Source organism: Fischerella sp. PCC 9605, assembly GCF_000517105.1.
In the GTDB taxonomy this organism is placed as follows: domain Bacteria; phylum Cyanobacteriota; class Cyanobacteriia; order Cyanobacteriales; family Nostocaceae; genus PCC9605.
Genome location: NZ_KI912148.1, coordinates 2109939 through 2123870, shown reverse-complemented (window position 1 = coordinate 2123870; position 13932 = coordinate 2109939). Strand labels below are relative to the sequence as shown.

The window sequence follows — 13932 nt, the reverse complement described above, 5'->3', positions numbered from 1 at the left end:
AAAAGTAATGACATTTATCAAGGTGAATACTAGTAAATATTGGCGATTTAATAATTTTTGGCACTTAACATTTTTTAGAAAAGTTTTAGCAAAAGGTTAAACATTTAGGCGATATTTTGATGATTTATCTGTGATTAAATATCCAATTTACAGATTATAATAATTTACTAAATAAACCTTGATTTATTAGGAAGTGGTATATTGTCCCGCCCCACTTCCTCTTCACCTATAAAAGGGTGGAGAAATAAGCGGTAAAACTTCAATGGATACTACTACTACTTTTTTTACAGATTCCCGCAGACAGTTTAGTGAATCGCAGAAAAAGCTCGCTGAAGTTTGGGATGAGTCCCAAAAGCAGTTGAGCGAATCACAGAAGAAGCTTGTTTACACCTGGATTGACAACCTTCCCACTGGAATGATTCAGGTAAATTTATCTGATACTTTCCAGAAAACTCTCAATTTTCAACGAGAACTGGTGAATTCTGCGCTCCAAACCCAACAGCTGGCAGTGCAGTTGGCAATGGAAACCCAAAAGCAATTTTGGGATAACTATTTCCAAATGACGCAGAAGACAGCAGAGGAGACACCAAGCACAACAACAAGTAGTTGGTAAGCTTTAAAAATAGCCTTCAGAAGCGATCGCTTCTGAAGGCTGCCAAGAGAAATTAACAGATGACAAGCAGCAAGCAATTTACTGGAGTCTCGCGCACGTTGCTAATTCCCCTGCGAGCCAGAGCCGAGGAACACACTCGTGCAGATGCCCTATTTCGAGATCCCCAGGCGCAGGATTGGTTCCGATCTCTGCCGTGGGGTGCTGACTTGGAAAATTGGTATGACTGGAGATACCAAATCTGCATTAGTGTGCGGACAAAGCTATTAGACGATATCACGGCGCAGCACATTGCCACCCACCCCAACTCCCTAGTCGTAGAACTGGGAGCGGGTTTATCTTCCCGTTATTATCGCGTGGGCAAGGGAAAAACTCAGTGGATTGAGTTAGACGTGCCGGAAGTCATTGACACCCGCCTTACTCTTGATACCCAAACGAGCGAGCATCGATTTTTGGCAACTTCAGTGCTGGATTGGGCTTGGATGGATGAAATCCCAGCCATTCCGCCTGAAGGTATTTTGTTTATTGCAGAGGGGTTGCTTTACTATTTTGAGGAATCGGAAGTTAAGCAGTTAGTGCAGCGCCTACGGGAACGGTTTGCAGGCGCAACATTGGCTTTGGATGTGGGGGGAATAGTTTTTAAACAGTTTAACGCGAACAAAGCCGCCCATTTTGGAGCGCCAATGAAGTGGTTTGTCGAGGATGAAAGGGATGTAGCGGCGTTGGGATTATCTGTGGTGAAGGTTTTCCCCCTGTTGAACTGCTATCCAGAACGCTGGGGTTTGGTTACCTGGATAAATTGGTGGTTAATATTTTGGCGATCGCTTCTGCGGAATTTTTGCCTGATTCTAGAGACAAGGTTAAATCCTGTGAATTAACAATTATGGACGAACGGAAAAAGATCGCGATCGCCTGCCAAGGGGGGCAGCCATACCGCCTTCACTGCTGGAGTTCTCATTGATGACAGCAAAATTCGTAGACCGCTTTAATAAGCAATTTTATCAAGAAACTGGATCAACACGGCGGCAAAGAGTCCGGGGCGCTCCACATGGGGTAAGTGACCGCAGTCGGGTATCAAAGCGAGTTGTCCTTGTTTTAAACGTTTGACGGCATCTTCAGCCTGTTCTTTTGGTAAAATTTGGTCGCGAGTACCCCACATGACAAGAGTCGGCATCTGCAACTGTGGTAGAGAGTCGAGCAAAACCTTATATTGTCCAAATAGATTCAGTTCGGCACGCAGCGCGGACAGGGTGGCCTCAAGAAAGCCGGGCATTTGTGCCATCCGTACCTGCTCTGCCAGCCATGCAGCAGGAACCCGTGTAGGATGAGCGAAAAGCAGCAATGCTCGTGACCAAGCCCGTTGCTTTGCACCTAGAGGCGTTTTGCTCCAGGCGATGGCAGCCTCTCCATACCAAGGCAGGGTTAACTGGGACAGAAACGGGCTAACCAAGTAACCGAGACCGGAACTATCTACCAGCACTAGCGCCGTCACTGCTTCGGAATATGACAGCGCAAAGCGCAGGGCAACTAGTCCACCTATCGAGTTGCCGACTAGCACCGCCCGCCTAAGCCCAAATGCATTGAGAAAACCGGCTACAAACTGCGTATAAAACTCTGGCGAATAGACCACATCAGGTTTAGAACTATCACCGGCACCTGGCAAGTCCGGCGCATAGACACGATGTGTAGCTGCCAATATGGGAAGCACCCAAGACCAATCAAGAGCGCTTTCGCCATCTCCATGCAGCAGTACTAAAGGTGGATCGTCATCATTACCCGCTGTAAAGTAGCGGATAGTTAAACCGCCTACGTTTATTCGCCGCTCTTCAACCGTCGTTTTCACACTTTGCTCCACTCGCGTTTAAAAGTGCAATTAACGCTGTGTTATATCAAGTTTGCATGATTACTTAATAATTCCCGTTTAACCTCACCCCGCCTTCGGCACCCCTCTCCTTACCAAGGATACAGATGGCGAATAGGGGGTGACACCCCTCATCAAGATTTTTCGTCATTCTACCAGATGTAGAGACGCGAAATTACCCTGCGGGAACGCCTGCGGCGTACGCGTCTGGTACAAACCAATTTGAGGGCGAATGAGGGGTCAGACCCACCATTCGCCAGCTGCATCTTACCAAGGAGAGGGGATAGGGGTGAGGTTTACGCCAATCGTATGCGCTAACTCCACAGCTTAAAGTATTAAAAATCACTTATAAATTCACTGTCCGTTTGGAAATCCTTGTGCTGCCAGCAATGTTAACTCGACCGATCTCGCGATCGCACTTTCAACGTAACTCCAGAAGTATAAGCTTTGTGAAGCCAGTAACGCTAACCCAACCGAGCTCGCGATCGCACTCCACTTGAGGAGCGGATTCATATCCAACCAATCAAAAAAGCTCGGTATTACCAGGTTGTTAAAGTCTCCTTTAACTCTGTCGTGGTATGGGATCGGCTCATACAGATTATTTGGCGCATCTTCAGACTTCGGCTCATTGGTACGCTGGAGCTGGAAGCCGAAGAGTGCAAACAAGTAATCTAAAAGTGACGGCGAGATCCGCTGTAGCAAATCTAGCGCCCTAGCTGCATCCCCAACGATAAAGTCACGGGTGGGATGAGAGGCAACGTAGAGGATGGCGTTAGCCACCAGGCTGGGATCGTAATAGGGCGGTGGTGCTGACGGCTTCACACCTAACTTTGTGAGAGCATTGTTGTAGAAGGGTGTGTTGATCGATGCGGGCATCACATTCGTCACACTGATGGGTATTCCCTCATGTTGCAGCTCTACACGCAGGGATTCGAGAAAGCCCTCGATCCCGTGCTTGGCGGCGCAGTAGGGACTTTGAAGTGGAAGCGATCGCCTACCCAACATTGAAGAGATGTGGATCAGCGCCCCCCGCCCCTCACGCTTGAGATGAGGTAGCGCCGCCATCGCACCGTATGCCTGACCGGTCAGGTTGATATCGATAACACGCTGAAATTCTTCTGGTTTTATATTATCGACAGTGGCAAAAAGGGCGACAGCGGGGGCATGCACCCACGTATCGAGTCGCCCATACTCTTCCACAGCTTTGTCTGCGATCGCCTTCACCTGATCGAATACCGTCACATCGGCAACTACAGCGGTTGCCACACCGCCAAAGCGTCTAATCTCATCCACCAAGGACGCCAGCCCTGGCTGACTGCGAGCAGAGACAACCACCTTTGCTCCTCGCCTTGCAAACTGGAGGGCTGCCTCACGTCCGATGCCGCTGGAAGCCCCAACGACTGCAACGACCTGCTGATTTATTGGCTTCAGTTGCATCGATGCTACTCCTTGAAGTACTGATATCTAGAAACCTTTGGTCTGGTTGAAATTTGAGAATTCAACTTCTACCTAATAAGTACGTCAGAGCGAGTGTGCATACATCAGTCGCAGGGTTTATATGAATGCCTACAAAAAATACCCCTCCCTTAGCAAAAGGAAGGGTGCCTTCTGGCAGGTGAGGTAATATGAAATCCGTTTGTTTACTTATCGTAGAAGCGCCTACTACAAACTGATGATTCTGAGTTCTATGTTCTGTGTTCTGTGTTCTTCTTAATCAGCACGTGCGTTCAACCAATTTGCAATTACAGGTGGCAAATCCCGCTGCACTTTACCGCTGACATACATACCGATATGTCCCACAGGGAAAGAAAGTACTGTGTAATCATTTGTACCAACATACTTCTCCAAGGCTATAGAAGACTTAGGCGGTACCAAGTGATCTTTTTCGGCATAAAGATTCAGTATAGGCATACAAACATTACCTAAATTGACCTGCTTGTCTCCAATCATCACCTCACCCTTAATGAGTTTATTTGCCTGATAGAAATCCTTGAGGAACTGTCGGTAGGCTTCCCCTGCCTGATCCGGACTGTCAAAGATCCATTTTTCCATACGTAGAAAGTTCAGTAGCTTGTCCTCGCTGTGCATGATCTCTGGAAAGTCTAGATATTTTTGAATTCCCAACTGCCGAGGCTTGAGCATTAAAAACTCAAAATTGAGAAAATCGCCGGGAATATTGCCTAAAGAATTTACCATCAGGTCAATGTCTAAAGCCTCTGCTCCCACGGTACAGCCCCCGCGCATATACAAAAGCGCATCCGAGATTTGAAAATCTACTGGGGTAACCATCACGATCAGGTTTTTGACCTTTTCTGGATAGATAGCACTGTAGCAGAGGCTGAATGTTCCGCCCTGACAAATTCCTAGCAGATTAATCTTGTCTAAACCATGCTTTGTCCTGATGAAATCTACACAGTTATTGATATAGCCGTTAATGTAGTCATCTAGGGTCAGCCAACGGTCAGCGCGGGTGGGATAGCCCCAATCAATCAGGTAAATATCCAAACCCAGTTTGAGTAAATTAGCAACAAGCGATCGATCTTCTTGTAAATCAACCATGAACGGACGATTGACCAAAGCATAGACGATCAGGACAGGAATGCTCAATGGCTGCTCAACTATCGGCTGAAATCGGTAGAGGATCAACTTGTCTTCGCGATAGACCACCTCTCTAGGGGTAGAACCAATTTCAATGTCTTCCTCCCGCAGGCGGCTCAAATTTTCAATACCTTTGAATACCTTTTTGGTTAGTTCTGTATACTCATCGCTTGCGTCCTCAAGACGCATTTGCATTAGAAACGGCAGCATGGCTTTGTGTTTCCTCCCTACAACTGTTGAATCAAGTTCTTGGTTACTGCTGTTCATCTGTTGGCGGCTTTTCTGGAGTTGGTGGGTTTGCTTGCGCTTGAGCTTCATATTTGGCTAAGGTTTTTTTTAGGTTCTTAACCTCTTTGCGCAGCTCGTAGATACTTTTGTGAACTTCGTCCACTTCGCTGCGTAGAGGCATATTCATCGTTTTCATCCACACTTCCACAAGCTCTTGCTGATCGAGTCTGTAGTTATTGAGAGCATTCAAGAACCTGCCCCGAACCTTGAGGTTTTCTTCGGAACAAAATGCCTTCTCAAACACTTCATCGGCAGTGCGGCCCCAGAGTTCCTGAAACTGCCGCCAGTCTTTGACCTTTTCGCCTTTTTCCGCGAGCGAGATCAGTTCTCGCATCAGTTCTTCAAAGGATTGCGCTTGGATGTCAGCCAGTAAAATCTGATAGTCGATACTTGCTCGATAGAGTTTTGTCCAGCCATCAAATGCTCCCAGTAATTTGTTGTTAAATTCACGGGTAGGTCCCAGCAGGGGAATCTGCATCAAACTGCCAAAGGTCTCCTCATACAGTAAGTTCCAGTAGAGGTTGTTTAGCTCAATCCAAGGTTGGCTAGTGCGGGTAACTGCTGCCTGACTCAGCGGCCCCATAGATGCCCCCAGGGCATTCGCCCACAGTTGGCTAAACTTTTGCATCTCTTTGATGTAGAGCTGCCATAACTCTGCTGCATTTTGATTGACTTTAAGGGTTCCCTTAGAAAAGTCGTCAACTTGACTGCGTAGTTGCTCCGTGTAGTTCTTTAGGGAATATTGCCAGTCTTCCCCAGATTCAACTTTTGGAAAGATATCTTGCCAGGTATTAAATGATAGTTTGAGTAAGCGGAGCAGCAGTTCCTGATTTTCTACAAACCGTTGATTAATAGACTCCATTCCTGGTTTGGTATCTGCGATCGGATTGCGAGCTGCTAACCCCATCAGGTCAAACCAGCTTTTCCACGCTTGAGTGCCGACCTCCGTCCAAGTTTTCATGAGTTGATCCGCCATACCACTCCAGGAATTCGTTTCTTTTTCCATTTGTCGTTCCTTTATTGAGAATTTGATCGGAGTCCCCTCGTTAAGGGTGATTGGGGGAAGCAACCCCTCAACAATACACTAGCTAAATTCCCTCCTCTTGCTCTTGTTAAAAAGGGTTCCTAACTTCAAACAAAAATGTTAAAGCTTCACTGGAATAAGGGGCAGTGGCAAAGGGAAAGGGTTTTTATTCCTTTCCCTTTAACCGTTACCCAACCAACATCCGTCAATTTTGGGTTGGTGAAGTATTAAGTGTGATGAGCACCATTGACTCGCAGCACTTCACCCGTAATATAGCTGCTGGCAACAGGTGATAGGAGAAATGCTACCGCCCAGGCAATTTCTTCCGGCTTGCCAAAGCGACGGAAAGGAATTTCCGCAATAATCTTTTCTTTGACTTTATCTGGTATTATCCTGGTCATTTCCGTATCGATGAAGCCCGGTGCTACGGCATTTACCCGCACGCCATAGCGAGCAGTTTCTCTGGCAAGAGCTTTGACTAGACCAATCACAGCAGCTTTGGTAGCAGCGTAGTTCACTTGTCCAACATTACCCCGTTCTCCTGAAATCGAACTGATACAGACAACCGAACCTTCTCCCCGCTCGTACATGCTGGAAATAAAGGGTTTGATAGTGTGGTTTACACCTTTTAAATTGACGTTGATGACTGCATCCCAGTCTTCCGGGGTCAGTTTGGTAAAAAAGTTATCGCGAGTAATTCCGGCATTGGCAACTATCCCGTAAACGGGCCCCAATTTCTCTTCAATTTGAGCAGCTGCACTTTCCATAGATGCTAAGTCGGTGACGTCAGCCTGGATCGCAAAGGCTCCGCTTTTGCCGTCGGCGATCTTGATGTCGGTATAAGCGACCTTTGCTCCTAGCTGTTGGAGTAAGGCAACGATCGCAGCTCCAATTCCTTGATTGCCGCCGGTGACAACAATAACTTTATCTTCCAATCCCAATGATACCATCATCAATTCTCCTTTATACTTTTTCAATGGCGATCGCTGTGCCGCCTCCTGTTCCATGACAAAGTGCTGCCATGCCGAGGCTGAGATCCCGCTCTTGCAAGGCGTTAATCAGTGTGACGACAATTCTTGCACCAGAAGCGCCAATAGGATGACCTAGGGCGATCGATCCTCCATTGACGTTCAACTTGTCAAGCGGAATCTCCAGCATGCGATGGAAGAGTAAGGAGCTAACCGCGAAAGCCTCGTTATTCTCAAACAGGTCAAAGTCAGAAATCTTCAGGTTGAGTTTTTCTAACAACTTCTTGGTTGCTCCAATTGGCATTTCCACAAAGCGCCAAGTTTCACCACCTTCCCAACTTCCCCCTAGTACCTTAGCAATGGGCTTCAATCCATACTTGTCCACCGCTGATTGGCTGGCTAAAATCAGGGCTGCTGCTCCATCAGTAATCTGACTGCTGTTTCCTGCTGTGAGAACACCATCCTTTTTAAAGGCAGGGCGTAGTTTTGCCAGAGTTTCCAATGTCGTATCCGAACGAATTCCCTCATCGCTATCTACTATCTGCGTACCTTTTTTGGTAGTGACTTCTATCGGGGCAATCTCATTCTTGAAGCTGCCTTGCTCCGTCGCGGCAGCTGCTCGCTGATGAGAATCGAGTGCGATCTGATCCAAATCTTGGCGGGTAAATCCATGAATTTCCGCTATCCGCTCGGTTTGCTCTCCCATGCCTTCCCCTGTAGTTGCATCCATCAACCCGTCGTGGAGTAAGATGTCCGTTAACTGCTCTGGTGCACCTAAGAGAAGTTTGTAACCCCACCTAGCTCTGTGGGAGAGGAAAAAGCCAGTCTGGGACATTGATTCCATCCCCCCAGCCAGAACGATGTCTGCTTCGCCACACCGGATCGCTAGAGTAGCATTAATCAGACCGATCATGCCTGAGGAACAAACCATATCAACCGCATATCCATTCACCGCTTCCGGAATCCCGGCCTTAAGAGCGGCTTGGCGGGGCAATAACTGTCCGTGTCCTGCCCTGAGTACGTTGCCCATAATATACAGGTCTAATGCTTCTGGTGGTACACCTGCCCGGTCTAAGGCAGATCGCATCACGTGGGCACCCAAATCAATTGGTGAAAAATCTGCCAGTACGCCTCCAAAGCGACCGAGGGGCGTGCGTAATGCTGAAACAATGTACACGTCGTGCATAAATATTTTTACTTACTCCGAATTTTTTGTTTAAGTATTAAGCAGATTTAATTTTTACCTGAAGCGAGTTTGAGAACAATGCTTTTTAGGGAACTCGGTACAGGTATATTTTTCTGCTCTTGCTCAAAGGGTAAACATCATTGTACGCTGCACCCAGTTCATAGATTCCCGTTGAGTTTTGGAAGAGTCCCTCAAGAGCGATCGCCCTTGAGGGGTAGATATACTGTTGTCAAGAAGCGCTCAAAGACTGACTACAATCCTAACTACTGGCAGCGGCTGGCTTTTTCCGCATCCTTTCAAAATAGTCTTCCCAGAATTTCTTTTGAGCGTCTAGCATCATTCGGTTGTTTTTTTCTTGGGCTTCTAGGAAGGATTTGACTATTTCTGCTTGGAAATCAAGGGATTGATCAAAGGCTTGTGAGGGATTGACCTCTCCTTGTACATTTGGCAAACTTTCCAGCAAAGTGTCGAAAAACTTTTTCTGCCAGTCGCTAAACTGTTTCTGCCACTCATTGAACTGCTTTTGGTAGTCGTCAAAATAGGTGGTATACATTTGACGTTTAACCGCTAGATACCCCATTCTTGCTGGTTTGGGGAGGAAGTGGGGCGGCATTTACCACATCCATAAGAGTAAATACCTATCTACTAATAGTATATGCCGACTGGCTCAGTTCAATTTCACCTGCTTTACAGAAGTTTTCAGCCTGCAACACAACAGTACACAAAGTAGCAAATAAAACTGCTCTGATGTCACCATTTCCTCAGCCAGGAAATATGAAAGGTTGTGATTTATTCATCATCCAGTCGGGTAAATTCTTCTATTTCTTTATAAGCCTCCTTCATGCGAGTGTAGTGGGCTTCTTTGGCAAAATCCTCATATGCTTTTGTCCCTTGCCGATAAACTGCATTGACAAACTCTGCGTGAAAAGTTTCTTGCTGATTTTGATAGTCAATACTCACATGAGAACCTTGATATTCTGTCGGAGACTGAAACTGTTGCGTCTCGGTAGAGGCTGCCAGCGCCGTTGTCGATGATTGTCCACCGGAAATGGCAACTGAAACGGCATCAAAATATCCCGTGCCAACTTCGCGTTGATGACGCACTGCACTATATCCATCCGACTCACTCGCAAACTCGGCTTCCTGCAATTCGGCATAAGCGGTCATCCCGGTCTGGCGATAGCTACGAGCTAGGTCAAACATGCCATGATTCAGAGAGTGGAATCCAGCCAAGGTCACGAACTGGAATTTATAGCCCATCGCTCCCAGTTCCTTCTGGAAATTGGCAATTGTGGCATTATCTAAGTTGGCTTTCCAGTTAAAAGAAGGAGAGCAGTTATAAGCCAACAGTTTACCCGGAAACTCTCGATGAACGGCTTCAGCAAATAGGCGAGCTTCTTTCAAATTCGGTTTGGAGGTTTCCCACCACAACAAGTCTGCATAAGGTGCATAGGCTAACCCACGGGCAATGCAATGTGCCAGCCCTGTGCCCGGTCTTAAGCGATAGAATCCTTCTGCTGTCCGTTCCCCTGTAATAAAAGGTAAATCTCGCTCATCGACATCGCTAGTAATCAATTTGGCACTCTCAGCATCCGTACGGGCAACAATCAGCGTCGGAACACCCATGATATCAGCTGCTAGCCTTGCTGCATTTAGGTTGCGAATGTGGGCGGCTGTTGGAATTAACACTTTGCCACCTAGATGACCGCATTTCTTCTCTGAAGCCAGTTGATCTTCGTAATGCACCGCAGCCGCACCAGCCTCGATGTAGGCTTTCATAATTTCAAAGCTATTTAAGGGGCCGCCAAACCCGGCTTCTGCATCGGCAACAATCGGAGCAAACCAGTAGATATCGTCTTTTCCTTCTAAATGCTGAATTTGGTCAGATCGCTGGAATGTCCGGTTAATGCGACGGCATAATTCTGGCCCGCTATTCGACGGATACAGACTTTGGTCGGGATACATAGTTCCTGCCAGGTTCGCATCCGCCGCAACCTGCCAGCCAGATAGGTAAATTGCCTTCAAACCAGCACGCACCATCTGCATCGCTTGATTTCCCGTCACCGCACCAAGCGCATTGATATAGTCTTCGCTGTGCAGCAGTTCCCAAAGCCTGTTTGCACCCATTTCGGCAAGGGTATAGCAGATGTCGATTGAACCACGCAGTTTAACCACATCTTCAGGGGTATATGCACGTTGAATTCCGTCAAAGCGACCTTTAGGAGCACTAGGAACAAGGGTTTCAAAAGTATGTTCACTCATGCTGGTAATCTCCTGCAATTCATTCAGAAAGGGGAAAGGGGAAAGGTAAAAGGGGAAAGGGGAAAATAAATAACTCTTTTCCTTTAACCTTTCTCCGACCAACGCCTGTCAATTTTGGCTTGGTGAAGTACTGGGAGTAATCTCTAGCCCTGTCAAGGTGGGTAAAAAACGAACCCAAATCTTAGTAGAGAAGACTATTTTCCTCTTTGTGTCTTAGTGTCTTAGTGTTTCAATAATTCTTTTTTCACCACCCTACTCTGCCTTGAGCCGCTGCGCGTCTACGGGTACTCTACCTTGAGCCGCCCACAAGGGGCGTCTACGCCAGTCCCCCCTAAAGGCAGAAGCCCTTACGGGTTCACCAGTCGCTCATGGGGGGAACCACGGCGCTCTATGTGCGGACGCAGGTTCCGCACCCGCGCCTCCCCAAGACCGCACTGCCTCCCCAAGACCGCGTTCCTCACCAAGACGGGGGCTGGACTCACCAAGACACAAAGACACCAAGAAAAATCCATTTCCAAGACTCACACCTTGACGGGGGTAGAGTAATCTCAAAAGCTGACAAGATACCGATAGGCGGGCAGTGTCAGGAACTCCTCAAAGTTATCGGCAGTAACAAGCCCTACGAACAAATCGATCGCTTTGTCAAAGGTTGCTTGCCAAGGGCTGTGAGCGGCAATTTCTTGGCGCAATGCTGCGATCTCTTCGTCAAGAATGGCTTGGAAAAGGGAGCGATCGACGGTACGACCGTCTTCTAGCGCTGCGTTGTGATGGAGCCATTGCCAAATCTGGGCACGGCAGATTTCCGACGTAGCTGCATCTTCCATCAGGTTAAACAAAGGTACGCAGCCGGAACCAGCCAACCAGGATGTCAGGTACAAGATACCAACCCGAATATTATTCCGCAGTCCAGTTTCGGTGATTGCTCCCGTTGGTACAGTCAGCAGATCTGCTGCCGTGATGGTGATGTCGTCTCGTAAAACAGACAGCTGATTGAGACCAGACATTTTGCTGTCGAACACTTCGCGGGCAATGGGAACGAGGGCAGGGTGTGCCACCCAGGTTCCATCATGCCCATCTCCGGCTTCCCGTTCTTTGTCAGCCTTGACTTTAGCAAGGGCTGCTTCATTGGCAGCGGGGTCTGTTTTTATGGGGATTTGAGCCGCCATACCCCCCATTGCAAAGGCACCCCGTCGGTGACAAGTTTTGATCGTCAGCAGGCTATAAGAGCGCAAAAAATGAGTCGTCATCGTCACCTGATGGCGATCGGGCAAGACAAAATCGGGCCGATTGCGAAACTTTTTAATAAAGCTGAAAATGTAGTCCCAGCGGCCGCAATTTAGCCCCACAATGTGATCGCGCAGGGCATGGAGGATCTCATCCATCTCAAAAGCGGCAAGGATGGTTTCGATCAAGACCGTAGCCTTAATTGTGCCAACGCTTAAGCCAAGCGCTTCTTGAGCTGCGACAAAAACCTCATTCCACAAGGCCGCTTCATGCCTGTTTTCCAGTTTTGGCAAATAGAAATAGGGGCCGGAGCCGTTTTCCAGTAGCTTGTGGGCGTTATGGAAAAAATAGAGTCCAAAATCGAATAACGAGCCTGACATGGGCTGACCATCGACTAGAATATGCTCTTCTAGAAGATGCCAGCCACGAGGGCGAGCAATCAAAACGGCTGTTTTTTCATTGAGTTTGTAGGTTTTGCCAGTTTTGCGATCGCTAAATTCGATGGTGCGGTTGACAGCATCGCGCAAATTAATTTGACCGGACACCATATTGTCCCAGGTGGGACTATTGGCATCTTCAAAATCAGCCATAAACACATTAGCCCCAGAGTTTAGGGCATTGATGACCATTTTGCGATCGCTCGGCCCGGTAATTTCAACACGGCGATCTTGCAAATCTGGGGGAATTGGGGCAACTTTCCAGTCACTATTGCGTATCGCTGCTGTTTCGGATGGAAAGTCGGGTAGCCAACCTGCATCAAGTTGTTGCTGGATCGTTTCTCGCAGTTTGAGCAGGCGCGATCGCTCAGCACCAAAGCGACGCTGGAGCATGGCAATAAAATCTAGCGCCTCTGCGGTCAAAATTTCACCGTATTCCCCAGAAACTTTGCCGCGAACTTCTATGCCATTTGCTGGAGATTTATTTCTTTGTACAGAGACGGTGGAGGCCATATTACTTCTCACTTTTTTGAATACTACTTATCTCCACTGCTTCGGCAATTTTGCTCAAATTTTAGTTAATAAAATGAGTTTGGGAAGTAGGGAGACTAGATAGTAGGTTGAGTTTTGATTGCTCACTCAATCTAACTATCCAATAGCATATTTGAGTAGTTGCAAAATACCATGCTAAACAGAAAAATAGCGTAGCAAAGCATCTCGAACTATTGTGTTCAGCTTGAGTTTATAAATCTTTCAAACTCAATTCGCAACCCTTCCATTTCTTTCCACTCAGAATGGTAAAAGGCTTTTTCAACACTCTATAACTTAGGATTTATTGCATGTAAATTCCTAAGTTAGGAATAGTTGAAAACTAAATGTTCTCCTATCAATTTATTCTATTAAATCAAAAATCATTTTCAAAAAGAACAAGTTCAAACTTTACATTTATTAATTTTATTTATCTATATATCTTGAAGGTTATGTTTTGACCTTTTATCTACTTCTGCTGATAGAAGCTATAGCAGTAAATATATCTCAGACATTAGAATTTTTAGTCTTTTAAGCTGCAAAAAAATGTATGTATGACAGTGTAGGACAGTACTTTAGCTGTCATACTCTAGATAAAATAAGTGTCAGACAGTAGTGTATGACACTATTTTGATTTTTATACTGCCAATAAATAATTAGCAGACAAATTGCTAGAGCCTGAAACTTATTTCTTAAGTTTTCACCAATTTATATTGAATAAAAATTGAGATCTAATTATTGATCCATTTGAAAGTGAGATGTTTTCTTGATAGACATCAAAACCTAACTCAATCATGTCTATCGCAATCTAAAATAAAATCCGAGCAAATACGAGAACAAAAATGAATAAAAATATACGGGAAAACTCAAACAAAATATAATTGCTTAAATCTATATAAAAATAGAAATTATATTTTGAGTTATTTTTTTCATTTACATGCATGTA

The 13932-nt window shown here is 46.4% G+C and carries 11 protein-coding genes; 2 read left to right on the top strand and 9 right to left on the bottom strand.

The window, feature by feature from the left end:
• The first annotated feature begins 262 nt into the window (after positions 1-262).
• The gene (locus FIS9605_RS0111700) at positions 263-613 is read left to right on the top strand and encodes a hypothetical protein (protein ID WP_026732746.1); all 351 of its coding nucleotides are present in this window, start codon (positions 263-265) and stop codon (positions 611-613) included.
• 59 nt (positions 614-672) lie between these two features.
• Positions 673-1488: a class I SAM-dependent methyltransferase gene (locus FIS9605_RS0111695; RefSeq protein WP_026732745.1), complete on the top strand. Its 816-nt coding sequence runs from the start codon at positions 673-675 to the stop codon at positions 1486-1488.
• 107 nt (positions 1489-1595) lie between these two features.
• On the opposite strand, the gene FIS9605_RS0111690 is transcribed toward FIS9605_RS0111695, so the two are convergent.
• The 9 genes from FIS9605_RS0111690 to aceB all read right to left on the bottom strand — a co-directional run bounded on the left by FIS9605_RS0111690 (position 1596) and on the right by aceB (position 12971).
• Entirely contained in the window at positions 1596-2453 is an 858-nt protein-coding gene (locus FIS9605_RS0111690; RefSeq protein WP_026732744.1) for an alpha/beta fold hydrolase, read from the bottom strand.
• 372 nt (positions 2454-2825) lie between these two features.
• Entirely contained in the window at positions 2826-3908 is a 1083-nt protein-coding gene (locus FIS9605_RS0111685; protein WP_026732743.1) for an SDR family oxidoreductase, read from the bottom strand.
• A 273-nt stretch (positions 3909-4181) separates the two neighbouring features.
• Positions 4182-5387, bottom strand: a complete 1206-nt coding sequence (gene phaC / locus FIS9605_RS0111680; protein WP_231510301.1) for a class III poly(R)-hydroxyalkanoic acid synthase subunit PhaC — start codon at positions 5385-5387, stop codon at positions 4182-4184.
• The gene (phaE, locus tag FIS9605_RS36885) at positions 5323-6363 is read right to left on the bottom strand and encodes a class III poly(R)-hydroxyalkanoic acid synthase subunit PhaE (RefSeq protein ID WP_035139541.1); all 1041 of its coding nucleotides are present in this window, start codon (positions 6361-6363) and stop codon (positions 5323-5325) included. Before phaE ends, phaC begins: the two co-directional genes overlap by 65 nt.
• Before the next feature lie 245 nt (positions 6364-6608).
• A complete protein-coding gene (gene phaB / locus FIS9605_RS0111670) occupies positions 6609-7388 on the bottom strand; it encodes an acetoacetyl-CoA reductase PhaB (RefSeq protein ID WP_231510300.1) in 780 nt (259 codons plus the stop codon).
• Positions 7345-8535, bottom strand: a complete 1191-nt coding sequence (phaA, locus tag FIS9605_RS0111665) for an acetyl-CoA acetyltransferase PhaA (protein ID WP_026732740.1) — start codon at positions 8533-8535, stop codon at positions 7345-7347. The genes phaB and phaA overlap by 44 nt, the downstream gene beginning before the upstream one ends.
• A 259-nt stretch (positions 8536-8794) precedes the next feature.
• Positions 8795-9148, bottom strand: a complete 354-nt coding sequence (locus FIS9605_RS0111660) for a thylakoid-associated protein (RefSeq protein ID WP_231510299.1) — start codon at positions 9146-9148, stop codon at positions 8795-8797.
• 176 nt (positions 9149-9324) lie between these two features.
• Positions 9325-10797: an isocitrate lyase gene (aceA, locus tag FIS9605_RS0111655; protein WP_026732738.1), complete on the bottom strand. Its 1473-nt coding sequence runs from the start codon at positions 10795-10797 to the stop codon at positions 9325-9327.
• Positions 10798-11345: 548 nt separating this feature from the next.
• Positions 11346-12971, bottom strand: coding sequence for a malate synthase A (gene aceB / locus FIS9605_RS0111650; RefSeq protein WP_035139538.1), 1626 nt, complete (start codon positions 12969-12971; stop codon positions 11346-11348).
• Between the last annotated feature and the right edge of the window lie 961 nt (positions 12972-13932).